Source organism: Bifidobacterium miconisargentati (assembly GCF_019331675.1).
GTDB classification, from domain to species: Bacteria; Actinomycetota; Actinomycetes; order Actinomycetales; family Bifidobacteriaceae; genus Bifidobacterium; species Bifidobacterium miconisargentati.
Genome location: NZ_JAHBBJ010000002.1, coordinates 55,668 through 80,637 on the forward strand (window position 1 = coordinate 55,668; position 24,970 = coordinate 80,637).

Here is a 24,970-nt window from a genome sequence, read left to right on the forward strand (position 1 = left end):
CGATCGACGCGCCGGCATCGTGATAAAGCAAAGAAGCTTCGAAAGGATAATCCCCAAATGTCTACCGCAACCGTTTCCCCCGCCGCGAAGAAGGGTGAGGAGCAGAGCCTCAAGTCCCTGCTGCTGGGCAACATGCGCTCCTACGGCATCTACCTGGCCCTCGTGCTGGTCATCATCGTCTTCCAGATCCTGACCGCGGGCCGCCTCCTGAATCCGAACAACGTGGTGGCCCTGTTCCAGCAGAACGCCTACGTGCTCATCGCCGCCATCGGTATGTTGATGATCATCATCGCCACCCACATCGATCTGTCCGTGGGCTCCGTGGTCGCCTTCATCGGCGGCGTCGGCGCACTGGCCATGAAGCACGGCGTGCCGTGGTGGGCTGCGATCCTGCTGATGATCGCCATCGGTCTGGTCATCGGCGCATGGCATGGCTTCTGGGTCGCCTACGTCGGCGTCCCCGGCTTCGTGACCACTCTGGGCGGCATGCTCATCTTCCGTGGCCTCGCCACCGTCGTGGCCGGCGAGTCCATCCCGGTCTCCAACGCCGCCTTCCGCGCCATCTCCAAGGACTACGTGCCGACCATCTTCGTGGGACCGTACGCGCTGACCGCGCTGATCGTGGGCATCGCCGCCATCGTGCTCGTGGTCTGGAGCCAGCTGTCCAAGCGTGCCAAGGCCGTCAAGAACGGTCTGCCGGCCCAGCCGATGAGCTTCGTGGTCCTCAAGTGCGTGGTCGCCGCCCTCGCCATCGGCTACGTCACCTACCTGCTGGCCATGTCCGGCAACGCCACCCAGGGCGGCATCCCGATCGTCCTCGTGATCATCGGCGTGCTGGTGTGCGTGTACTACTTCGTGCTCAACCGCATGGTCTTCGGCCGTAACGTCTACGCCGTCGGCGGCAACCGCAAGGCCGCCATCCTCTCCGGCATCGACACCAAGAAGGTCGACTTCGAGATCTTCCTGAACATGGGCTTCCTGGTCTCCATCGCCTCCATCATCACCCTCTCCCGCCTGGCCTCCGCTTCCGCCCAGACCGGTATGGAGTTCGAGATGGACGCCATCGCCGCCTGCTTCATCGGTGGCACGGCCGTCACCGGTGGTATCGGCACCATCCCCGGCGCCATGGTCGGCGCTCTGATCATGGGCGTCCTGAACCAGGGCCTGTCCATCATGGGTGTGGACGCCGCCTGGGTCAAGACCATCAAGGGCCTCGTGGTCATCGCCGCCGTGGCCTACGACCTGCTCTCCAAGAAGAAGAAGGGCTGATCCCGCAATCCGTGGGGTCCGGGCCGCATCTTCCAACGGATCGGACCCCACAAGGATAGGAACGTAGTTCCCATTCCTCCTCCGAAAGGGACGTCGCTCAGGCGGCGTCCCTTTTCCGTGTTGCTGCGCCGGATGCCCAACCGGCGCTATGTATGCGGCTCGACCATCATGCCGCATACATAACGCCGGTTAGGACATCGAAAACGGCGCTATGTATGCGTGGCCTTCGTTGGGCCGCATACATAACGCCGTTTTGATGGTTTTGATGATGTGAGGGGAGTTGAAGGCTACTTCTTCTTCGCCTTCTTGACGCGCTTGGCCTTGCCGGCGGGCTTCTTGGGCTCGAGGAACGGCCACTTGGCCAGCGCCCACTGGTGGAACGGCGGAATCTTGCCGACCGCGAAGCCGACCGCCAGTCCGGCCACGATGGCCCACGTCTCCAAATCGCGTTCTGCGATGAGCAGGCCGATGAACACCAGCGCGATGACGAAGCACATCATCTGCGATGCGCGAGACTGCTTGGTGGTCACCTGGTCGGCCTTCATCGGAATGAGGCCCAGGAACGTGCCGCAGGGTATGCAGACGATGCCCAGCGCCGCGCTGATGGCGATGTCCAAAGTGGTTGAATCCATGATGCTCCTTCGATGACGCATATCCGCATGCCGTGCCGCTCCGATCGTGCTGTTGGCCGTCGGTTGTTGGCTGTTTGCCCAGCCGGCGGCGAATCGCGATGAAGTGGGGACGATACGGTCTGTGAACAATAGTAAAGCGGCAACCGCCAGAGCAGGCCGTCGCCGCTTGAAAAGCCTTTGATATGTCGTGATTACTGATGGACCGTCGACGAAGCCGACGGCGGGGAAGTCAGTTGTTCTTCGAATTGGATTCCGTCTTGGTGTCGGCGACTTCCGTGGTTTTCGTCGGTGTCGTCGGTGTCGTCGGCAGCGGGCGCTTCGTCGTCCTGCCCGTCGTCCTCGGTGTCCTCGGCATCGCCGTCGCCCGGCTCCTCATCGTCGTGCTTTCCGGGCTGTCGCCACCACAGGATCAGCGCATTGGCCGCGCAGTAGACGGCCGCGATACCGATGCACACCAGGAAGATGATGTTCGACGTGCTGATCATCGTGCCATCGGCCATCGATTCCTGGACGGACTGCCAGATCCAGACCACACAGGCCAAAGCGGTCAGGGCGTACAGCATCATACGTGAGCGATCATTCATAAGCGTTCTCCAAAATAGTGCAAACCATTCGATTATAACGGGGTTGCCATGGCGGGCCGTTGCCTTACGCGACGGCGATGGGCAGGCCGGCGCGGTGCCTGGCGGTCGCCGGCATGACCGCTGCCGTCGCCGCATCTCAACGTTGCGATTTCTTGGCGACAGGAAGGCCGCCGGCCAAGCCGGACATCGTCGCATATCCATGCGTGCGTGCCGGCCCGACTGGCGGCCTGATGCGTGTTTATCGGCCGGTGCCTATCGGCGTGCGCCTGACGCGGCTCAGCCGCGGGCCTTGGCGTATGCGGCGTACACCGCCTCGGTGGGCTCGCCGGTCTCCACGCCCTCGATGCTGAGCTTCCACGCGGGCGGCTCGGCCTCGCCGGACAACACCCAGGCGGCCTGACGGGCGGCGCCGATGGCCACGTACTCGTCGGTGGCCGGACGGGTCACGTCCATGCCCAGGATTGAGGGGGCCAGCGTGCGGATCGCCACGGACTTCGCGCCGCCGCCGATGAGCAGGATGCGGCTGATCTGGGCGCCCAGGGAGCGGATGAGCTCCAGGCAGTCGCGCTGGGAGCACAGCAGGCCCTCCACGAACGCGCGGGCCAGGTTCTCCTTGGTGGTGTTGTGCAGCGTCAGGCCGGTCAGGGACGCGGTGGCGTCCGGACGGTTCGGCGTGCGCTCGCCGTCGAAGTACGGCACCAGCGTGATGCCGCCCGCGCCCGGTTCGGACTTGAACGCCAGTTCGGCCAGCTCGTCGTAGTCCACGCCCAGCGCCGCACGGCCGGCGTCCAGGATGCGCGAACCGTTGATGGTGCAGGCCAGCGGCAGATAGTGGCCGGTGCAGTCGGCGAAGCCGGAGACGGAACCGGAAAGGTCGTACACCGGATTCTCGGCGATGGCCGCGGCCACGCCGGAGGTGCCCAGCGAGATGGAGACGTCGCCCACGGCCATGCCCAGGCCCAGCGAGGCCATGGCGTTGTCGCCGCCGCCGGGGCCCAGGATGCAACCGCCTTCGACGTCCTTGCCGGCGATGGCGGGGGAGGCCTTGACCGCGGCGGACTCGGTGGGGCCGAGCACGGTGGGCAGCACGATGGCGTCCGCATGGGCCTTGGCGGCCTCCTCGCCCTCGGCCGGGGCCAGCACCATGGCGATGAGGTCGCGGCGGTACTCGTCGTGCGCGGCATCGTAGTAGATGGTGCCGGAGGCGTCGGAACGATCGGTGAACAGGGCCTCGAGATGGGCGTCCTCGCCCTCGGCCACCGGACCGTAGCCGGCGATGCGCCAGCTCAGCCAGTCGTGCGGCAGACAGATGGCGGCGATCTTCTTGGCGTTCTCGGGCTCGTTCTCGGCCACCCACGCCACCTTGGTCAGCGTGTAGGAGGCCACGGGGGAGGAGCCGACGGCCTTGACCCAGCGCTGCTTGCCACGGGCGGTCACATCCTCGGGCTCGTCGCCCTCGGCCGGGGCCTCGCCGAGCTTGTCGATGAGGGCTGCGGCCTGCGGGGCGGAGCTGATGTCGTTCCACAGCATGGCGTCGCGGATCACGTTGCCCTGCTTGTCCAGAATCACCATGCCGTGCTGCTGGCCGCCCACGGCGAGGGCCGCCACGTCATCCAGGCCGCCGGCCTGCTCGGCCGCCTGCTGGAAGGCCTCCCACCAGAACTCGGGGTTGACGGAGGTGCCGTCCGGATGCTTGGCCTGGCCGAAGCGGACCTGCTCGCCCGTCTCGGCGTCCGTGATGCGGACCTTGGTTGATTGGGTTGACGTATCGACGCCGGCGACCAGTACTTTCGCCATGTATTCCTCCTCGGTGAGGTTCGTGCGCCTGATATCCACTGATATATCCGGATATTCGACGCGCCATGCTGAATAAGTTAGACGATTAAACTATACTGTATTCCAAGCCGCGATTGCAAACGGAAACACGCGAAGAAGCGTGCGATGGCAATCGTCGGGCGTGCGTAAGACGGTATTGTTTGTGAGGGGCTCTCGGTGACGCTGGGGGAGCGGAATCACGGAAAGGCAGGGCGGCATGGCGGGACTACGCAGAATCAATCAGGAAGATTTGCGCAACCATAACCTCTCGGTCACGCTCGACACCCTGCTGCGTGCACAGCGGCCGATGAGCCGCGCGGACCTCGCCAAGGAGACCGGTCTGACCAAGGCTACCATGTCACTGCTGGCCTCGATGCTGCTGGACGGCGGGGTGATCCAGGAGGACGATCCGGTGGTGCTCACCACCTACGGCCGTCCCAGCACGCCGTTGAAGATCCGTGGCGGTACCATCGCCGGCATCGGACTGCAGATCAACACCGATGGCTATGGCTGTCTGGCGCTCGACCTCAACGGCGACACGCTCGGTCAGGAGTGGGTCAGCGCGGACATGACCGACACGAACCCCTATGAGATCTTCGCCAAACTGGACGCCATGACCTTCCCGTTGGAAAGCCGGCTCAAGCGCCGCGGCTGCAAGGTGGTGGGTTCCGGCCTCGCCCTGCCGGGCATCGTGACGGATGACATGTGGCTGCTCGTGGCCCGCAACCTCGGCTGGGAGAACGTGAACCTGACCCGGTTCAACGTGGTGCGCAGGCTGGATGTGGTGGCCGGCAACGAGGCCAAGATGGCCGCCATCGCCCAGATCCCCGGGTACGCCACCGAGCGCGCGGGCTTCCTGAACGTGGTGGACCGCACGGATTCGTTCATCTACCTGTCTACCGACATCGGCATCGGCGGCGCCGTGGTGCGTGACGGCGAGGTGGTGACCGGCTCGCACGGATTCGCCGGCGAGATCGGCCATATGTCCGTCTCGATGGATGGGCCGCTGTGCCTGTGCGGTCGGCACGGTTGCCTGGAGGCGTTCGCCGGCCGACGCGCGTTGGTGGAGGCGGCCGGCATCGCCGAAAACGAGGAGGCCACCAGTTCCGAGGCCATCGAGAAGTTCCTGCAGCGTTGGCGCTCCGGCGATCCGAAGGTGGCCGCGGTGGTGGACGAGGCGGCCGATGCGCTGGTCTCCGCCATGGCCTCCGCCGTGAACATGGTGGACGTGGACACGGTGCTGCTCGGCGGCCTGTGGACGCACTTCGGCGACGAGCTGGCCACCGTGCTCGAAGGCCGACTGCGTTCCGAGATCCTGGGCTATCCGAACGTGAAGATCCGCGTGTTCGTGCCGCCGGTGTCCGAGCATCCCTCGCTGTACGGCGCCGCCGAAATGGGCCTGCGCCGGTTCATCGAGAATCCGCTCGCCTACATCGGGCAGTAGCGGACGTATGACTGGTACGTATGGCGACCGTTGAACCCTGGACCGTACGATCCGGGGTGCGGGGATTGCCGATGGGCCGAGGATATGCGGGGCGTGTGGTTCCGTGCGGCCCGTGCTACACTAAACAGGTTGGCTTCCGCGGTGGTTCGCGGGCGAAAGGCCAGCGTGGGGCCATAGCTCAGTCGGTTAGAGCATGCGACTCATAATCGCCCGGTCCTCGGTTCAAGCCCGAGTGGCCCCACTTATGCTGTTTTCGGCGCGCCCGTCCGCCCATGCGAGTACAATCCCAAAGGTTCCGGTTCACGCATACCATAGGGGCATGCGACCCGGGTCCCCCGAATCATTAGGAGACGCAAATGAAGCAGGGTATCCATCCTGATTACCACCCCGTTGAGGTGACGTGCTCGTGCGGCAACACCTTCGTGACCCGCACCGCTGGCAAGGAAGATCACATGTTCGTTGACGTGTGCTCTCAGTGCCACCCGTTCTACACCGGCAAGCAGAAGATTCTCGATACCGGTGGCCGCGTTGCTCGCTTCGAGAAGCGCTACGGCAAGAGGAGCAAGTAGCATTCTTCACGCCAGTCCATCTCGGTCCGGCATGCTTCGGCATGTCCGCCGTGGGACTGGCGTTTTTGTATTCTTTTCACCCTTCACCATTCATCACGTATTCCAGTTCAGGTTCCATCCACGGAAAGAAGCGAAAGAAGCGTCATGGCAGACGAACAGTTCCCGGCGGCGGCGACCGCGCTTGAGGAGTATGAATCCATCGAACAGCAGATGGCAAGCCCCGAAATCGTGTCCAACCCGGACAAACTGCGCAAGCTGGGGCGTCGCCATGCCGAACTCGGCGCCATCGTGGGCGCCTACAAGTCCTGGCTGCAGGTGAAGGACGACCTCGAGGCCGCGCGCGAGATGGCCGACGAGGACCCCGACTTCGCCGATGAGGCCAAGCGACTGGAGGAGGAGCTGCCGGCCGCCGAGGAGAAGCTGCGCACCGCGCTTATCCCGCGCGACCCGGACGACGCGCGCGACACCATCATGGAGATCAAGGCCGGCACCGGCGGCGAGGAGGCCGCGCTGTTCGCCGGCGACCTGCTGCGCATGTACACCCGGTACGCCGAGAAGCGCGGCTGGACCGTGAACGTGCAGTCCGAGAACACCACCGAGCTTGGCGGCGTCAAGGACGTGCAGATCGCCATCCGCGCCAAGGGTACGCCCGCCCCGGAGGACGGCGTGTGGGCCTCCATGAAGTACGAGGGCGGCGTGCACCGCGTGCAGCGTGTGCCCGTCACCGAATCGCAGGGCCGCATCCAGACCTCCGCCGCCGGCGTGATCGTGTTCCCCGAGGCCGACGAGGATGACGACGAGATCGAGATCGATCCGAAGGACCTCAAGATCGACATCTTCATGAGCTCCGGCCCCGGCGGCCAGTCCGTGAACACCACGTACTCCGCCGTGCGTATGACCCACATCCCCACCGGCATCGTGGTGAGCATGCAGGACGAGAAGTCGCAGATTCAGAACCGTGCGGCCGCCCTGCGCGTGCTCAAGTCCCGCCTGCTGGCCATGAAGCACGAGCAGGAGGCCGCCGAGGCCGCTGACATGCGCCACTCGCAGGTCCGTTCGCTGGACCGCTCCGAGCGCATCCGCACGTACAACTTCCCGGAGAACCGCATCGTCGACCATCGCACGAACTACAAGGCCTACAATCTGGACGCCGTGCTCGATGGCGACCTGCAGGCCGTGATCGATTCCGATATCCAGGCCGACGAAGCCGAACGCCTCGCCAACCAGAAGTAAAAACGGTACCGTAACTGCTTGGCCGGGGTTGGCTGGGACATATGATGCCCGACACACTCAAGGCACCGCTACGCGGACTTCGCAGCAAGCTGCTCACTTCGCCTACGAACAATCCACTGGATTGTTCGTTTAACGGCTCAGCAGCCAAGCCTTCGGTCGAGCATCACATGGCCCAGCTGCCCCTTTTTGCGTTGATATGTTACGTTGCGGCCGGATGAGGGATAATAATGACCGTAATTGATGTGATTCGCTCGGCCTCGGCGCGACTGCGTGAGGCCGGCATCGAAACGCCCGAGCATGATGCGAAACTGCTGCTGGCCGAAGCGGCCGGTGTGGAACTGCGTGACGTCGACAAGGCGCTGCTCATGGGAAGCGCGCTTGAATACGACGAGGCCCGGTTCTCGGCCATGCTGGAGCGCCGTGCCAAGCGCGAGCCGCTGCAGTACATCGTGGGTCATGCGCCTTTCCGCTACCTTGATTTGAAGGTCGGTCCGGGCGTCTTCATTCCACGCCCCGAGACGGAAACCGTGGTACAGGCCGGACTTGACTGGATGACCCGTCACGGGCTCATGCACCCGCGCGTGGTGGATCTGTGCGCCGGGTCGGGTGCCATCGGTCTCGCCGTGGTCACCGAAGTGCCTGGCAGCCAGGTGTGGGCCGTGGAACTGTCGGCGCGCACGGCCGAATGGACGCGCCGGAATCTTGCGGAAACGGCGAAACGATACCCGTCCATCGCCTCCAACTACCAGCTGGAATTGGGCGACGCCACGTCGCTGGCCACGCTGGCCCAACTGGACGGCACGGTGGACATGGTCATCACCAATCCGCCGTATGTACCCGAAACGGACGTGCCCGAACAGCCTGAAGTACGCGACTGGGATCCCGAACTGGCTCTATACGGCGGTTCCGCGGACGGCACGCTGATTCCCGAACGCATCATCGAGCGCGCGTTCCGTCTGCTGAAGCCCAGTGGCGCGCTGGTGATGGAACACGACGTGACCCAGGGCGGCCGTCTGGTCGCCTACGCCAAAGCCACCGGTTTCACGACCGCCATGACCGGCCAGGACTGGACCGGTCGCGACCGCTACCTCTTCGCGGAGAAATAGGCCTATCTTGGCTCCCCTCGCTGAGGGGAGCTGGCCGCGTAGCGGACTGAGGGGAGCCGGAGAAGAAACTACATCGCGTAATACTGCAGCGCGGAGGCGTCCTTGTCGGTGATCTCGCGAATTGGGCGGGCCGGATTGCCCACGGCCACGGTGTGCGGTGGAATGTCGCGCGTGACCACCGAACCGGCGCCGATCACGCAGCCCTCGCCGATCGTCACGCCGCCGATCACCGTCACGTTGCCGCCGAACCAGCAGTTCGAACCGATCACGATCGGCTTGCCGTACTCATAGTCGTACATCGAACCGTCCGCGGCCTCGCGCACGTTGCGGTCCTGCCAACGCAGCGGGTGCATCGGAGGCAGCAGCGAGACGTTCGGTCCGAACAGCACGTCATCGCCGATGGTGACCGGGCAGCAGTCGAGCACGGTGAAATTGAAGTTGGCGAACACGCGGTCGCCGATGGTGGTGTGGCAGCCGTAGTCGAAGAACACCGGGCCCAGAATGTCAAGGTGCTTGCCGTGACCCGGCAGCAGTTCGTCGAGGATGGCGTTGCGGGTGGCGTGGTCGGCGCGCGAGGTGGCGTTGAAGCGCGTGCACAGGTCGGCGGACTTGTCGCGCAGGGCGGTGAGCTCCGGATCGGCCGGATTGTACAGGCGGCCGGCGAGCATCTCCTCGTGTTCGCTGGCGCGCGGCAAGCGCAGTTCCACGGGCGGCAGCTCGGCGGCGGGATTGATGGAATCGGAACCGTTGGGTTCGGCTGGATTGGTGGTTGCGGCGGCGATGTCGCTCATGGGAGGTCCTCCATATTATTGCGTAAGGAAACAAAAACCGGGCTCCATTGTAACGACCCGCACCGCATACGGGCCTGCGTCGCTCGCATTTGGTTCGACGATTTGACTTCCATCTCCGGCGGCCGTACCCGTCCGGGCGCAATGGTGCAATGATAGATTGTGAATCAACAGGCGAACGGAGGCAAGGGCGTGAGTAGGGGAGCAGCGCTGAAGGTCACGGAGGAATCATTGGCCGAGGCCGCGCGCGTCATACGCGAGGGCGGCCTGGTCGTCATCCCCACGGACACGGTGTACGGCGTGGCGTGCGACCCACGCAACACGGATGCCATCGATCGCATCTACCGGCTCAAGCGCCGTCCGCGCTACAAGGCGCTGCAGGTGCTGCTCGCCTCCGTCGACCAGTTGGATGAGCTCGGACTTGACCTGCCGTCGCCGCTGAATCGTCTTTCCGCGGCGTTCCTGCCCGGCGCGTTCTCGCCGATCGCCGTGGCACGTCCGGACTGCACGCTGAAAACGTTGGCCGACACCGCCGACGGACGTCCCGGCACGCAGGGCATCCGCATCCCGAATTCCGCGCTGGCGTTGCGCATCCTCAAGGCGACCGGTCCGGTTGCGGCCTCCAGCGCCAACCGTTCCGGCGAGGAGAGCGCCCAGAGCGTCGAGGAAGCCATCGCCGCGTTCGGAGACGAAGTCGACCTGTATCTGGACGGCGGCCCCACGCCGGGCCATGTCTCCAGCACCGTGGTGCGCGCCGATCCGTACGGTCGTGACGGCATCGAGATCCTGCGTGAGGGCGTCATCGCCCAAAGCGTGATTCGCAAGGCCCTCCACCTCAACGGCGGGGGACTGGGCGCATGAGAATCTATCTTCTGGTGGCCGCCATCGCCGGCGGCGTGACCTGGCTCGTGACCCCGCTGATTCGTCACGTGGCCATCGAAATCGGCGCGGTGGGCGAGGTCCGCGCACGCGACGTGCACACCGTGCCCACCCCGCGCATGGGCGGTCTCGGCATGCTTATCGGCTTCGTGGCGGCGATGGTCTTCGCCAGCCGCCTGCCGTTCCTGTCCGGCCTGTTCGCCGGCAGCTATCAGATGTGGGTGATCCTCGCCGGTGGCGTGATGATCAGCCTGCTCGGCATGGCGGACGACCTGTGGGACCTCGACTGGATGCTCAAACTCGCCGGGCAGCTGCTCATCTCCGTGTTCGTGGCATGGGGCGGCCTGCAGATCATCTCGCTGCCGCTGGGCGGCCAGCTGGTCACCGCAAGCCCCAGCCTGTCCATGGCCATCACGGCGTTCCTCATCGTGGCCTCCATCAACGCGGTCAATTTCGTGGATGGCCTGGACGGCCTGGCCGCGGGCATCGTGGCGATCGGCGGCATCGCGTTCGCCGCGTACTCCTATATCATCGCCCGTTCCTCGCCCAGCTACGCCTCGCTCGCCACGCTCATCGACGTGGGTCTCGTGGGCATCTGCGTGGGCTTCATCCTGCATAACTGGCATCCGGCCAAACTGTTCATGGGCGATTCCGGCTCCATGCTGCTCGGCTACCTCATCACCTGCGCGTCCATCGTGATGACCGGTCGTCTCGACCCGGCCTCGATTCACGCCAGCATCTACCTGCCCGTCTTCATGCCGATCCTGCTGCCGATCCTGGTGCTGTTCCTGCCCGTGCTGGACATGTGCCTGGCCATCGTGCGACGTTTGGCCAAGGGACAGTCGCCGATGCATCCGGACCGCATGCACCTGCACCACCGCATGCTCAAGATCGGCCATTCGGTGCGTGCCGCCGTGCTCATCCTGTGGGGTTGGGCGGCGCTCATCGCGTTCGGCTCGCTGATGATCCTGTTCTTCAAGGCGCAGCACGTGGCCATCGGCATGGCGATCGCGGTGGTGCTGCTCACCATCGCCACCATGTACCCGTACCTCAAGCACCGCATCCCGGAGATGCGGGCGGAGAACCTGGCTATGGAGGCGGCGCGCAAGAAGGCGCACCATGCCACCGCCCAGTCGGGCCAGCCCACCGGGCTGGTGCCGGGGGAGCCCGAGACGGCTCCGGAGACGGCGGACATGCCGAGCGCCATCGCCGCATCGGAGTCCGGCGAACCGGCGGAATCGGAGAAGAAGCCGGCATAATACCGGATTACGCGGGGCAGTATAGACCATGCGTGTCGTGAAGGTCAGCGTGTATTCATATAGTGTTTACATGGCTACAAACCTTGATGAATTGAACGCCCAGTCGGCGTACGCCCCCCTTCCCCCGATTTTCGCCAAGCTCGGCCTTGCATATGACGATGTGCTCCTGCTGCCGAACGAGACGGACGTCATCCCCTCCGAAGTGGACACCACCACGCAGCTGACCCGTAAGATCACCATGAAGGCCCCGGTTCTCTCCGCCGCCATGGATACCGTGACGGAGTCCGAGATGGCCATCGCCATGGCCCGCAATGGTGGTATCGGCGTGCTGCACCGCAACCTCTCCATCGATGATCAGGCCGCCCAGGTCGATGTGGTCAAGCGTTCCGAGTCCGGCATGATCACGGACCCGCTGACCGTCAACCCCGAGGTCACACTGGCCGATCTCGACAAGCTGTGCGGCAAGTTCCACATCTCCGGCCTGCCGGTGGTGGACAAGGAGAACAAGCTCGTCGGCATCATCACCAACCGAGACATGCGCTTCATCGCCTCTGAGGATTACGACACCCTCAAGGTCAAGGACGTCATGACCAAGGACAACCTGGTCACCGGCCCGTCCAACATCTCCAAGGACGACGCCCACCGTCTGCTGGCCCAGCACAAGGTCGAGAAGCTGCCGCTGGTCGATTCCGAAGGCCGCCTGACCGGCCTGATCACCGTGAAGGACTTTGTCAAGACCGAGCAGTACCCGGACGCCACCAAGGACGAGCAGGGCCGCCTGCGCGTGGCCGCCGGCGTCGGCTTCCTCGGCGACGCCTGGCAGCGTGCCTCCGCCCTGATGGAGGCCGGCGTGGACGTGCTCGTGGTCGACACCGCCAACGGTGAGGCCCGTCTCGCCCTCGATATGATCTCCCGCCTGAAGCACGACTCCGCCTTCGACGGCGTGCAGATCATCGGTGGCAACGTCGGCACCCGTTCCGGCGCCCAGGCCATGATCGACGCCGGCGCGGACGCCGTTAAGGTCGGTATCGGCCCCGGCTCCATCTGCACCACCCGCGTGGTCGCCGGCGTCGGCGTCCCGCAGCTCACCGCCGTGTACGAAGCCGCCCAGGCCTGCAAGGCCGCCGGCGTGCCGTGCATCGCCGACGGTGGCATCCACTACTCCGGCGACATCGCCAAGGCCCTCGTGGCCGGCGCCTCCTCCGTGATGCTCGGCGGCACGCTCGCCGGCTGCGAGGAAGCCCCGGGCGAGAAGGTGCTCCTGCACGGCAAGCAGTACAAGCTGTACCGTGGCATGGGTTCCCTCGGCGCCATGGCCCCGCGCGGCAAGAAGTCCTACTCCAAGGACCGTTACTTCCAGGCCGACGTCACCTCCAACGACAAGGTCGTGCCGGAAGGTGTGGAAGGCGAGGTTCCGTACCGCGGACCGCTCAACGCCGTGCTCTACCAGATGCTCGGTGGCCTGCACCAGTCCATGTTCTACATCGGCGCCCACAACATCTCCGAGATGAGCGAGAAGGGCCGCTTCATCCGCATCACCGATGCCGGCCTGCGCGAATCCCACCCGCACGACATCGTGATGACCGCCGAGGCCCCGAACTACTCCGGCTTCCACAACAACTGATGCCGGTCACGGCCGGTGATTCGCCGACATAGCAGGTGACTCACCGCGTCCCATACTTGAGGCTCCCTTTCCTCCACGGAAAGGGAGCCTCTTTGTATTCCCCGCGGTATAGTCTGAACTGTTCTGATTACGAGCGACAGTTACGGAAGGCGGCCCACGATGGTGGATGCACATGACGCGGAAACGTACAGCGCGAAGGACTCGCGCCTGATCTGGATCGATTGCGAGATGACCGGACTCGACATCTTCGGCGGCGACGAGCTGGTCGAGGTGTCCGTGGTGCCCACCGACTTCGGCCTCAACGTGCTGGACGAGGGCGTGGACTTCGTCATCAAGCCTTCCGAGGCCGCCGTGGCCCACATGAACGACTTCGTGCGCAACATGCACACCCGCTCCGGCCTCATCAACGAATGGGAGCACGGCCTGAGCCTTGCCGAGGCCGAGCAGAAGGTCACCGAATACGTGCTGCGCTTCACCCCGGACGGCGTCAAGCCGCTGCTCGCCGGCAACACCATCGGCTCGGACAAGAAGTTCCTCGACCACTACATGCCGGGCCTCATGAGCCACCTGCACTACCGCAGCGTGGATGTGAGCACCTTCAAGGAACTCGCACGCCGTTGGTACCCGGCGGTCTACGAGAACCGTCCTCCGAAGAACGGCGGCCACCGCGCGCTGGCGGACATCATCGAGTCCCTGGACGAGCTGCGCTACTACCGCAAGGCCTTCATGGCCCCGGTGCCCGGCCCGGACGAGGCGGAGGCCAAGGCCATCGCCGCCGACATCGAAGCCACCAGCATCCTCAACAAGTAGTCTGTTTGTGGCTCTGTTCAACCAAGATTGACATGGCCCTTATTTTTGGCTCCCCTTGTTAGGACATTGCCGTGAGGCAAACAGCGGAGCTGTTTGTAGGCGATGTGCGAGACGACAGTCGAGCCAGTGGACTGCGAACGAAGTTTGTTCTTAATTGCAGGACGAGCTTGCGGCGAAGCTGACTGAGAGGTAGTCCAATGGAATTCATGTCAATCTTGGTTTTATAACAGAGCCTTGTTTTTTCGTGGCTCCCCTCTCCGCTCCCTCCGAGAGGGGAGTACTCACCACTCAATCAGGCATCGGATATCACGGGAATCGAAAGGAACACCAATGCGCCAAAGCGAGGCCTTGGCCATCCTGAACGCCGGCGCGAACGTGTTCCTGACCGGTGCCCCAGGCGCCGGCAAGACGTACACGCTCAACGAATTCATCCGTCAGGCGCGGGCGGACGGCGCCGAAGTGGCCGTCACCGCGTCCACTGGCATCGCCGCCACGCACATCAACGGCCAGACCATCCACTCATGGAGCGGCGTGGGCGTGGCCACGAGCCTGACGGCCAACCTGTTGAAGCTCATTCGTTCCCGTCGTCGCCGCAAGATACAGGCCGCGGACATCCTCGTCATCGACGAGGTCTCCATGCTGCACGCCTGGCTGTTCGACATGGTCGACCAGGTCTGCCGGCTGGTTCGTCACGACCCGCGTCCGTTCGGCGGCATCCAAGTGGTATTGTCCGGCGACTTCTTCCAGTTGCCGCCCGTCTCCGTATCCGGTCGCAACAACGACCTGATTGCCCCGACCCCGGAATTCGTGGCCGCGCGCGAACGCTATGCCAAGGCCGGACGCAATCCGGAAGGCTTCGTCACCGAATCACTGGTGTGGGACGAACTCAATCCCGCTGTCTGCTACCTGACCGAACAACACCGTCAGGACACCGGTGACCTGCTCACCGTACTCACCGACATCCGCGCCGGCGGCGTGACCCAGCACGACCGCGAAGTCCTGCTGACCCGGTTGGGACGTATGCCCGAGCCCGGTCAGGTGGCTGTCCACCTGTTCCCCGTCAACCGGCAGGCCGACGGGCTCAACGATATGAGACTGGCCCAAATCGCGCTTGACGAGCATGAGTTCCACGCCGAGACCGCGGGCCCGGCCAATCTGGTGGACCGACTCAGGAAGAACATGCTCGCCCCGGAACGGTTGGTGCTCAAAACCGGTGCGGCGGTGATGGCGCTGCGCAACGACTCCGATCATCAGTTCGTCAACGGCTCGCTCGGCACCGTGCGCGGGTTCGCGCCCGAAGCCAAGGGCGGCTGGCCCATCGTGGAGTTCGAGAACGGCAATATCGTCACGATGAAACCGGCGGACTGGGAGATGATGGACGGCGACACCGTGCTCGCCTCCGTGCGGCAGGTGCCGTTGCGGTGCGCGTGGGCCATCACCATCCACAAGTCGCAGGGCATGACGCTCGACCGTGCGGTGATGGACCTGCGACGTACCTTCGCGCCCGGTATGGGCTATGTGGCGCTCTCTCGTGTGGAATCGCTGGACGGACTGTATCTGGCCGGTGGCAACGAACGCATGTTCCTGGTCTCGCCGGATGCCGTGATGCTCGACGGAGACCTGCGTGAGGCCTCGGCCGCCGCTTCCGACCAACTGGCCGCGGAAGGAGCCGCCGCCTTCAAGCCCACCGGTCTTGCCGCCGGCGATGACGAATTCGATCAGGACGCCCTCTTCTGAATTGGGTGTTGCGCTGGTGCCCCAATTTGATGTGGGCTAACTTTCGGCTCCCCTGTCCGCTGAGCTATCGGGCGAAGCCGACTGAAGGGTAGTTCGGGTTATGCCAATTGTGATGTAATGAAGCATCGGACGCCATCGGGCTACCATGGAGATGAGGTGGTCGTTATGGTGCATTCCGATATCTTCCACGGGAACAACGAGGTTCATGAACCGCTCGAAACCGACGCTGCAGGTCCGGTTGCGGTGCGTCCGGCGGCGGTGGCCGGCTCGTTCTACCCAGCCGACCGGGTGACGTTGAAGCAGCTCATCAACCGGCAACTTGATTATGGGCATGAGTTGGTGCGGCGGTTGGCTCCGAATCTTCCGGCCGGTGTGCCGAAAGCGGTGATCGTGCCGCACGCGGGATACGTATATTCCGGTACCACGGCGGCGCTTGCCTACGCGCTGCTGGAGCGTGGTCGCGGCACGGTGAAGCGCGCGGTGATCGTGGGTCCGACCCATCGCGTTGCGATCCGCGGCGTGGCCTGCTCCACGTGGGATGCGTTCGAGACGCCGCTGGGTGCGGCTCGCGTGGATACCGCGGCTGAACGCCGGGCGTTGGGAATGGGCGCGGTCGATACCACCGATGCCACGGGGTCGACTGATGTTTCACAACACGTTTCACGCAATGTTTCACGAGGTGTTTCACGGAATGGTCTGCGCTCCGGCATGCATGCCCGGCCGGGTGCTCCCGCTCCCGCACTGATTGTCAACGACCCCACGCATGCCCAGGAACATGCGGTGGAGGTGCAGATCCCGTTCCTGCAGACCATCTTCGGCCCGGACCTTGAAATCGTTCCGCTCAATGCGGGCGACGCCACCCCCGAGGAGGTCGGCGATGTGCTGCGTGCCCTATGGGGTGATTCCGAAACCGTCATCGTCATCAGTTCCGACCTCTCGCACTACCATCCTCAGGCCTACGCCCGCGCATTGGACGACCAGACCATCGAGGACATCCTCGCGCTGCGCAAGCCCATCCATCCACGCCGTGCCTGCGGAGCCTATCCGATTAATGGGCTCTTGGATGTGCTGACCAAACGCCATGACATGCATCTGTTCGAACTCGGCCGCTCCACTTCGGGCGATGACGGTGTGGTGGCGCTCGCCGGGCAGCCGCGTCCGGCCATGCACGACCCCGATGAGCCGGTGGTTGGGTATGCTTCGTTCGCCGCGTGGGAGGACGTCCGGAGCGATGGTGCATCGGATGATGCTGCGCCGGATGAAGCTGGTCATGATTGCACTGATCGTCATGATGGCGCCGATATCCACGGCGGGGTCGGTGCCAATGACAGCACTGATGCCATTGATGATGCTGATCGCGGCTCTCAAGATTCTGGTACTGACGCGAGTCCAGCGGATAGTGAACGTGGCGACGTGCTGTTGGCGCTTGCGCGGGCCGCCATCCGGGAGCGGCTGGGTATCGATACGGATACGCGGCGGTCCGCTGTCTCCGATACCAATGTTGGTACCAGTGCTGACGACGATCCCGTTACCGATGTTTCCAAATCAGACGCTGGCCTGGCTGGGGCAATCGAATCGTCGGTGAGTGACATCATCGCGGCTCATCCTTGGCTGCGGCAGTCGGGTGCGAGCTTTGTGACCCTTACCGAATACGGCCGACTGCGTGGATGCATCGGCTCGTTGGTGGCCTACCGTTCGTTGGGACGCGACGTTGCGGAACATGCCGTGGACGCGGCGGTTCACGACCCTCGCTTTAACCCGGTCACGGTGGCCGAATACCCGCTGCTCAGCGTGGAAGTCTCGGTATTGGGCGAGCCGGAACCTGTTGTCGTGACGGTGGATGCCGAAATATCAGCGGACGGGAAGGACGAAAGGGAAGCGAAGCAGGGTTATCGGCATGCTTTGACTGATGGGAGCCGCCCCGCAACCACGAATGTGGGCCGGGAGCCGAGGCATTCGGACAGGCCAGTGCGGTCCCGTGCCGAACTTGAAGCGGCATTACGTCCTGGTCGGGATGGACTTATCCTCTCCGACCATCGTGGTCGGAGCGCCACCTTCCTGTCGCAGGTCTGGGAACAGCTTCCTGATCCGCACGATTTCGTCTCCCACCTGCTGGCCAAGGCCGGTATCAGACCCGGATACGACTGGTCCGATGGCGAGATCGACTGCCAACGCTACGAGGTGACCGCCTATGCCGAGGAATGATGTGGGCATCCGCGTCTCTGACACCGTAAACCGTTTCACCGGGACTCAGATCACGCTCCGTAACCCGGTTGATGCGGATGCGGCGGGGAAAATCGACGGTCTTCCCCGTGCCGCGATTCCCTCGGGTTCGGGAGACGATAAGTCAAATCCCGCAATCGGCCGGTGGCAGACGCGCTTTGACGACGGCTCCGGCCGCGCTCGCTGTGAACTGTGCCCGCGCCGGTGCGTGCTCAAGCCCGGACAGCGTGGCTTCTGCTTCGTGCGGTCGAACCATGACGGTGTCATCATGTCCGATACCTATGGCCGCAGTTCCGGCTTCGCCGTAGACCCGGTGGAAAAGAAGCCGCTCAATCATTTCCATCCCGGCTCCAGCGTGCTGAGCTTCGGCACGGCCGGATGCAATTCCGGCTGCCGGTTCTGCCAGAACTGGGACATCGCCAAGGCGCGCAGCTTCGATCGGCTTGGCGTGGAGGCGAGTCCGGAGAAAATCGCGCAGGTGGCGGCGGACCGCGGCATCGACTCGGTGGCGTTCACCTACAACGATCCGATCGTGTTCGCCGAATACGCCATCGATACGGCCATCGCTTGCCGCGAGCGGGGCATTCATCCGATCGCCGTGACCGCCGGATATATGAGCGCGATCGCACGTCCCGACTTCTATGCGGCCATGGATGCGGCAAACATCGACCTCAAGGGCTTCACCGAGGACTTCTACTGGAAGGTGACCGGCACGCATCTCCGGGATGTGCTGGACACCATCGAATACGCAGTCAACGAGGCACGCACCCCGAGCGGCGAGCATGTGTGGGTGGAGCTCACCACCCTGCTTATCCCCGGCCTCAATGACGGCGATGACCAACTCCATGCCGAATGCGCGTGGATTCGCGAGCATCTGGGGACGGACGTGCCGTTGCACTTCAGCGCCTTCCATCCCAGCTACCGGATGATGGATGTGCCGCCCACCCCACATGAGACCTTGACCCGTGCTCGTGCAATCGCGCTCGGTGAGGGGTTGCATTATGTCTATACCGGCAACGTCCACGACCGGGAAGGGGACACCACCTACTGCGCGAACCCGTCATGCCATGCGAAGCTCATCGAACGTGACTGGTATCGCATCATCGCAGACCGTCTGTCCCCGGCCGGCGGTGGGAACGGCCATTGCCCCGACTGCGGCACCCCCATCGCCGGCCGCTGGTGATGTTTCGTATGCGGGACTATTCCTTGTTGGGATAGTTCCGCATACGTTATGGTTCTGTTAAACCAAGATTGACATGCCCCTTATTCTCGGCTCCCCTTGTCAGGGGAGCTGTCGGCGAAGCCGGCTGAGGGGTAGTCCGATGGAATTCATGTCAATCTTGGTTTAACAGAGCCTACGCTATTGGGCGGGATGTGCATTCGCATAAAAGGTGTTTTTTGATGCGACTGCTTCCGGTTCGGCCTCCGCAAGGCTGCGCTTTCCGCACAGTTGAATCGAATGGCTGGTTTGTGGGTGCTAACGCAGGTCGCTGATGCGGGCGGCGATGGTGCGCATGGATTTGAGACTGGCCTCATATCGGGCGGCGGTCACGATGAGGATGATGCCGCCGATGAGCAGCCATACCCACCAGTAATGGCGTGAAAATTCCGCAAGCCATGGCCAGATCACCGTGAGAATGTGGATGGTCAGCACCACCGCGCCGTATATCAGCGGCGCCTGCAATCCCAGCAGTGCGCCCAGCAGCAGTGTGACGAGCGAGATGGTGAGCAGCGCGAGCATGCGCGGGAAATTGACCGGTTCCAGCTGGCTTGCCAGCAATGAGGGGACCATGAGCAGCGTCAGAGGAGCCCAGAGTACAGGCCAACTGCGTGCCTGCGCGTTGACATGCAGCCGGTATGCCCCCACAATCAGCGCCGCCGAACCCGTGATGATGGCGATGACGTCGACCGAAATATACGGATGATGGTCCGCAAGCGTCCAAAGCATCAATACCACGGCGGTGAAAATCGCAAAACAGTATGCGAACAGAGCTGAAGCGTAGATATATCTGTGTTGATACGTGGATGGTGCGTTCTGCGGATGCGGGACTTGTACGTGGGAGGTCGGTTGCGGCCTTAGCTCAATGGTTGAAATCGGTATGGGCGCATTGACCTTGGAAATTGCTTCTTCGGGTTCGCCCGATTGCGGCTTGGCGCTGAGCACGCCGGTTGCTGTGCAGACCGCCAGCATGAGAATAAACGCGGTCATTGCGGTGATGAACGCGGGAACATCCCTGCGATCGAATTCGCTGAACGTCAGGACCATCAGCAGGAACGCGCCGATGATGCTTGCCGTGGTGCGGGCCGGTTCCCCGATCCGCCTGAATCCGCCGGAACGCGGCAACAGACAACCTGCGGCCATGGCGATGGCTGCCACCAATACCGTGGCTAGATAGGCGCACATGCGGGCGAGGTCCTGATTCGCCATCACCATCTCAAGGCCGCGGCTCAGCGGCACGGATACCGAAGCGCATGTCCATACGAGTCCCGCGGTCGGTATGGCACAGAGCAGCGGATGCACGGTTTTGCCGGTATGGGCCAAAACCCGCACATGCAGAGTCACCAGTATCGCCGCCCATGCGGCTGGAATAAGAACACAGAGTGAAGCCGCCAGCGGGAACGGTTCCGCCGAGGACATCACGGGATACATGATGAAGGATATGGGTGCCAGGAGTGCCATTGAGACAATGGCCGAGGCAACCCATTCGAAATCGGCGTAACGGGAATACTTACTTGGTTTCAGGAACGCCGCATTCAGCGCAGTGACCAACGCGCCCACGGCCACAGCCACGGTATTGCGCAACTCAGAATCCACCACAGGCAAATCGGTCATGAGCAGGATCAGCGCAAACGGCAATGAGAAGGTCGCATACAACGTATAGGCGCGCAATGGCAAGACCGGCTGCGCAGCGGAACCCGGCACAGCAGAGCCCTGCACGGGATTACTCTGCGTAGAGAGGGCCGGCGCGCTGGATTCCGATGTAGGGGAATGCTGCGTGGAGACATTCCGAACCGAAGGATTCTGTGCCGGGGAACCAGCGGGAACGGAAACCAACTGGATCGTTTGGGAGCCGGAATCGGCATTGCTGATGGGCATATGGGAAGGTATGTGGATGAACCGCAACCCCAAAGCGAACGCGGTGACCAGCACGATGATCAGGCCGCTCGCGGTACCCTGTGGCACATGCAACGCCACCACGGGAATGTGGCCGATAAGCACGGCATCAATGGTCAGTGCCGCGAGTCCTGCCCACGCGAGTCCTTCGGCGGTGGCCCGCAACCGCGGGGTCAATGCCACGCCGATGCCCAGCGACAACAAGCCGATACATCCAATGGCCGCGGCTCGTCCGATATCTCCCAAAGTGCTGTATGCCACCAGAGCGAACGCGAGCACCGCGATGGTCACCAGCGCCACGCCCAGAATCAGCAGCAGAATCTGCACACTGGAATGGCGAGGCTGTTCCGGTTCCGGTTGCGCGGAAGGCAAGATTATGGGCACGCCCAGGCCATTGGTGAATGGCGGATACTGCTCCTCCTGGCCTATGGTATGCGTCATCATCGGCGCGCCGGGCGTGGCCGAATATGGAGAAATCGGACGTACTTCGGCGAAATTCGGCGGTTGCGGGGTATCGGAATACGACGGATACGGTTGCCCCGGCATTGCGGGCGGTGCGGTCTGTGAAATCTGCTGCTCGCGCGGTTCAGGGCGGAACGGCGATTCAGCAGTCGTCGTTGACTGCGATTGGATGAATGCATTGCTTGTCGTCGGTGTTTGGGTCCCGGCGGCGGGAGGTGATGCCGGCGGAACCTGTCGTTCGGAATCGTCTGGTGTGCGATGCTCCTGCGGATTGGTCGGCTGCGTCATCGGTGCCCCCTCACGGTAAATCTATCCCCCTCATCATTGTCGCATGCAAGCAGACGAAAACCAAGCTAATGTCAAGTGCGCACTGGTATCCGGAGACAACCAGCCATAGACAAAATCGGCATGGGTGGGATGATTCGGGACCACTTCTTCATTGTCGGTTCACACGAATATCTTGGAACACATGACTTCCAATACCCTTCGTATGTCAACCCTGTTCCTGCGCACCCTGCGCGAAGACCCGGCGGACGCGGACGTCGATTCCGCCAAGCTCCTGCAGCGCGCCGGTTACATCCGCAAGGCCGCTCCCGGCATCTGGACGTGGCTGCCGCTCGGCCTGCGCGTGCTCAACAAAATCGAGGCCATCATCCGCGAGGAGATGAACGGCATCGGCGCCCAGGAAGTGCACTTCCCGGCCCTGCTGCCGCGTGAGCCCTACGAGGCCACCCATCGCTGGGAGGAGTACGGCGACAACATCTTCCGCCTCAAGGACCGCCACCAGGCCGACTACCTGCTGGCCCCCACCCACGAGGAGATGTTCACCCTCCTGGTCAAGGACATGTACTCGTCCTACAAGGACCTCCCGGTCGTCCTCTACCAGATCCAGACCAAGTACCGCGACGAATTCCGTCCGCGCGCCGGCCTGATCCGCGGCCGCGAGTTCGTGATGAAGGACGCTTACTCGTTCAACGTGGACGAGGAGGGCATGCGCAAGGCGTACATGGATGAGCGCGGCGCGTACGAGCGCGTGTTCCAGCGCATCGGCCTCAAGTACGTGCCGGTGTTCGCCATGTCCGGTCCGATGGGCGGCTCCGCGTCCGAGGAGTTCCTCGCGCCGATGCCGATCGGCGAGGACACCTTCGCGCTCGCCCCCTCCGGCAAGGCTTGGAACGTCGAGGCCCTGCACACGCCGGAACTGCCGGAGATCGATGCTTCCAACACCCCGGCTGCCACCAAGGAGAGCACGCCGGACGCCAAGACCATCGACAAGATGATCGAGCGCGCCAACGCCGATCACCCGCGTGACGACGGCCGCGAATGGTCCGCTTCCGACATCCTCAAGAACGTGGTCATCGCCGTCAAGCATCCGGAGGACGCGGAGCACGACGAACCGTGGCGCGAGCTGATCGTCGTTGGCGTGCCGGGTGACCGCACGGTCGATATGAAGCGTCTCGAGGCGCAGTTCGCGCCGTCCGAGCTCGAAGAGGCCACCGAAGAGGATCTCAAGAAGCATCCCGAACTGGTGCCGGGCTACATCGGCCCGATGGTGCTTGGCCCGCAGGCCGAGGCCGCCGGCGTCAAGGAGCCGCTGCGCTACTTCGTGGACGCACACGTCGTCAAGGGTTCCGCATGGTTCACCGGTGCCGACGAGCACGAAATTGACTATTACAACCTCGTCTACGGCCGTGATTTCAAGGCTGACGGCGTGGTGGAGGCCGTCGAGGTTCGTCACGGCGACATGAGCCCGGACGGCTCCGGCCCGCTGAGCTTCGAGCGCGGCGTGGAGATCGGCCAGGTCTTCCAGCTGGGTCTCAAGTACTCCAAGGCCTTGGATCTCAAGGTCCTCGACCAGAACGGCAAGGCCGTGCCGGTGTGGATGGGCTGCTACGGCATCGGCGTCTCCCGCGTGCTCGCGTGCGTCGCCGAAACGCATCACGACGAGGCCGGTCTGGCATGGCCGTCCGTGATCGCGCCGGCCCAGGTGCATGTGGTGGCCACCGGTAAGGACGAGAAGGCCTTCGAAGGCGCCGAGAAGCTGGTCGAGGCGCTGGAGGCCAAGGGTGTCGAGGTGCTGTACGACGACCGCAAGAAGGTCTCCCCGGGCGTGAAGTTCAAGGACGCCGAGCTCATCGGTGTGCCGGCCATCGCCGTGGTGGGCCGCGACTTCGTCAACGACGGCACGATCGAGATTCGTGACCGCAACGGCGATAACAAGGTCGCCGTGCCCGCCGACCAGGCCGTGGAGACGCTGCTTGAGCGTCTGTGACTGAGGCCTGAGTAGCTGCATAAGCGCCATCCTGCATCTGTGGGATGGCGCTTTTTGCTGTTCTTGGCTCCCCTCCCTGAGGGGAGCTGTCGTCGTTAGACGACTGAGGGGAGTACTACGAGTAATGCTCCCCTCAGTCAGCTTCGCTGCCAGCTCCCCTCAGGGAGGGGAGCCAAAACAAATGCAAAGACTGTTTACCTAACGGTGGATAACCGAAATCCGTCCACAGAGGTCAAGAACCCAACTGCGTCACGGTATCCACATTCGTCGGTTGGGCTTGTCCCGGCCGATCCCGGTCCAGCACAGTGGAGAATACCGCCGGCTGATCTGCCCGCAAGGACGCGCAGGCAACCCCGGCGGTCCATCCATGGCAATGCGAATGAAAGGACCGATCATGGCAAATCAGCAGGCGGCGGTGACCATCACGGGCTTCGTGGCGGGCGACCCGATGATGGGCGGCACGGATAGCTTCCCCGTACTGAATTTCCGCATGGGCAGTACGCGAAGTCGTTTCAACCAGAACACCCGTCAATGGGAGGAATACGGCACCGCATGGATCGCGGTCAAGGCTTTCCGGGTGCTGGCCCAGAACACCCAGCGATCGGTGCGACGAGGCGACCGGGTCATCGTGGTGGGAGTGCTCAACACCGAGCAATGGTCCACGCCGACCGGTGAGCTGCGCAGCCGTACCGTCATTGAGGCCACAAACATCGGCCATGATCTGACGTTCGGCACCACCGCACTGACCAAGGTGCCGCGCAATGGCGGAAGCAACGCCGCCAATGGCAATGGTGCGAACGGGGCCAACGGCACCGCCGGTGCGGGCAATGGGGCCGAAGCCGGTACTCAGCCTGCACAGGGGGATCAAGCGCAGTTCCAACGGACGGGAACCCAGCAATATGACTCCACGTATGGTCCCGGTGTCGACCCATACCAGGCTGCGGGAGGTGCGACGACGCCTCAGTCGGCGCGGCCGGTCGATTTGGGGATCACCGATCAGGTGGCCGAGGGCCAGGCTTCAGGCCAGTCGGCGCAACAGACCGGTCAGCAGGCGCCGCAAACGGATTCGCCGGCGGAAGGACAGGCCTACGCCGGCGAATTTGATGAGGAAGTCGAAGACGACGTTCCGTTTTAGATGAAGTACTAGCT

General features: G+C 63.5%; 19 protein-coding genes and 1 tRNA gene. 15 read left to right on the forward strand and 5 right to left on the reverse strand.

Translation table 11 applies throughout. The annotated features are described in order from the left end of the window. Positions 1-57 precede the first annotated feature (57 nt). On the forward strand, positions 58-1,269 hold the full coding sequence (gene mmsB, locus KIH81_RS01515; protein WP_214303769.1) for a multiple monosaccharide ABC transporter permease: 1,212 nt from the start codon (positions 58-60) through the stop codon (positions 1,267-1,269). 287 nt (positions 1,270-1,556) lie between these two features. Here the strand turns inward: mmsB and KIH81_RS01520 are convergent, their stop codons facing one another. From KIH81_RS01520 to KIH81_RS01530, 3 genes are all read right to left on the reverse strand, one after another. Then, positions 1,557-1,901 carry a hypothetical protein gene (locus KIH81_RS01520; protein WP_214303770.1) on the reverse strand — a complete coding sequence of 115 codons (345 nt, stop codon included), beginning with the start codon at positions 1,899-1,901 and terminating at the stop codon, positions 1,557-1,559. 191 nt (positions 1,902-2,092) lie between these two features. Beyond that, the gene (locus tag KIH81_RS01525; RefSeq protein ID WP_420829111.1) at positions 2,093-2,485 is read right to left on the reverse strand and encodes a hypothetical protein; all 393 of its coding nucleotides are present in this window, start codon (positions 2,483-2,485) and stop codon (positions 2,093-2,095) included. Positions 2,486-2,761: 276 nt separating this feature from the next. Then, on the reverse strand, positions 2,762-4,282 hold the full coding sequence (locus KIH81_RS01530) for a xylulokinase (protein ID WP_214303771.1): 1,521 nt from the start codon (positions 4,280-4,282) through the stop codon (positions 2,762-2,764). Positions 4,283-4,517: 235 nt separating this feature from the next. Between KIH81_RS01530 and KIH81_RS01535 the strand changes: the two genes are divergently transcribed. The 5 genes from KIH81_RS01535 (at position 4,518) to prmC (ending at position 8,652) form a co-directional block, all read left to right on the forward strand. Next, positions 4,518-5,744 (forward strand): ROK family transcriptional regulator, encoded by a 1,227-nt coding sequence (locus tag KIH81_RS01535; protein WP_109057424.1) that lies wholly within the window; start codon positions 4,518-4,520, stop codon positions 5,742-5,744. Between the two features lie 167 nt (positions 5,745-5,911). Then, positions 5,912-5,985 (forward strand) — tRNA-Ile (locus KIH81_RS01540). A gap of 115 nt (positions 5,986-6,100) precedes the next feature. Then, on the forward strand, positions 6,101-6,313 hold the full coding sequence (gene rpmE / locus KIH81_RS01545; RefSeq protein ID WP_109057423.1) for a 50S ribosomal protein L31: 213 nt from the start codon (positions 6,101-6,103) through the stop codon (positions 6,311-6,313). A 144-nt stretch (positions 6,314-6,457) separates the two neighbouring features. Further along, complete coding sequence (gene prfA, locus KIH81_RS01550) at positions 6,458-7,546, forward strand: peptide chain release factor 1 (protein ID WP_214303772.1); 1,089 nt, start codon at positions 6,458-6,460, stop codon at positions 7,544-7,546. A 227-nt stretch (positions 7,547-7,773) separates the two neighbouring features. Continuing rightward, positions 7,774-8,652, forward strand: coding sequence for a peptide chain release factor N(5)-glutamine methyltransferase (gene prmC / locus KIH81_RS01555; RefSeq protein WP_214303773.1), 879 nt, complete (start codon positions 7,774-7,776; stop codon positions 8,650-8,652). 68 nt (positions 8,653-8,720) lie between these two features. On the opposite strand, the gene KIH81_RS01560 is transcribed toward prmC, so the two are convergent. After that, positions 8,721-9,320, reverse strand: coding sequence for a sugar O-acetyltransferase (locus KIH81_RS01560; protein ID WP_214303896.1), 600 nt, complete (start codon positions 9,318-9,320; stop codon positions 8,721-8,723). 282 nt (positions 9,321-9,602) lie between these two features. On the opposite strand from KIH81_RS01560, the gene KIH81_RS01565 reads away from it, so the two are divergent. The 7 genes from KIH81_RS01565 (at position 9,603) to amrS (ending at position 19,155) form a co-directional block, all read left to right on the forward strand. Continuing rightward, the gene (locus KIH81_RS01565) at positions 9,603-10,301 is read left to right on the forward strand and encodes an L-threonylcarbamoyladenylate synthase (protein ID WP_170115029.1); all 699 of its coding nucleotides are present in this window, start codon (positions 9,603-9,605) and stop codon (positions 10,299-10,301) included. Continuing rightward, positions 10,298-11,578, forward strand: a complete 1,281-nt coding sequence (locus tag KIH81_RS01570; RefSeq protein ID WP_236029097.1) for an MraY family glycosyltransferase — start codon at positions 10,298-10,300, stop codon at positions 11,576-11,578. The genes KIH81_RS01565 and KIH81_RS01570 overlap by 4 nt, the downstream gene beginning before the upstream one ends. A 70-nt stretch (positions 11,579-11,648) precedes the next feature. After that, positions 11,649-13,202, forward strand: a complete 1,554-nt coding sequence (gene guaB / locus KIH81_RS01575; RefSeq protein WP_214303774.1) for an IMP dehydrogenase — start codon at positions 11,649-11,651, stop codon at positions 13,200-13,202. 159 nt (positions 13,203-13,361) lie between these two features. Continuing rightward, the gene (gene orn, locus KIH81_RS01580; RefSeq protein WP_214303775.1) at positions 13,362-14,012 is read left to right on the forward strand and encodes an oligoribonuclease; all 651 of its coding nucleotides are present in this window, start codon (positions 13,362-13,364) and stop codon (positions 14,010-14,012) included. Between the two features lie 330 nt (positions 14,013-14,342). Further along, positions 14,343-15,749: a DEAD/DEAH box helicase gene (locus KIH81_RS01585; protein WP_214303776.1), complete on the forward strand. Its 1,407-nt coding sequence runs from the start codon at positions 14,343-14,345 to the stop codon at positions 15,747-15,749. Between the two features lie 165 nt (positions 15,750-15,914). Further along, positions 15,915-17,954: an AmmeMemoRadiSam system protein B gene (amrB, locus tag KIH81_RS11980; protein WP_236029105.1), complete on the forward strand. Its 2,040-nt coding sequence runs from the start codon at positions 15,915-15,917 to the stop codon at positions 17,952-17,954. Next, the gene (gene amrS, locus KIH81_RS01595; protein ID WP_236029107.1) at positions 17,941-19,155 is read left to right on the forward strand and encodes an AmmeMemoRadiSam system radical SAM enzyme; all 1,215 of its coding nucleotides are present in this window, start codon (positions 17,941-17,943) and stop codon (positions 19,153-19,155) included. Before amrB ends, amrS begins: the two co-directional genes overlap by 14 nt. A 294-nt stretch (positions 19,156-19,449) precedes the next feature. Here amrS and KIH81_RS01600 read toward each other — a convergent pair whose 3' ends face one another. Then, positions 19,450-21,837 (reverse strand): SCO7613 C-terminal domain-containing membrane protein, encoded by a 2,388-nt coding sequence (locus tag KIH81_RS01600; protein WP_214303912.1) that lies wholly within the window; start codon positions 21,835-21,837, stop codon positions 19,450-19,452. Positions 21,838-22,018: 181 nt separating this feature from the next. On the opposite strand from KIH81_RS01600, the gene KIH81_RS01605 reads away from it, so the two are divergent. Both KIH81_RS01605 and KIH81_RS01610 read left to right on the forward strand, forming a co-directional pair. Beyond that, on the forward strand, positions 22,019-23,821 hold the full coding sequence (locus KIH81_RS01605; RefSeq protein ID WP_214303777.1) for a proline--tRNA ligase: 1,803 nt from the start codon (positions 22,019-22,021) through the stop codon (positions 23,819-23,821). Between the two features lie 394 nt (positions 23,822-24,215). Further along, positions 24,216-24,956, forward strand: coding sequence for a single-stranded DNA-binding protein (locus KIH81_RS01610; protein ID WP_214303778.1), 741 nt, complete (start codon positions 24,216-24,218; stop codon positions 24,954-24,956). Positions 24,957-24,970 lie beyond the last annotated feature (14 nt).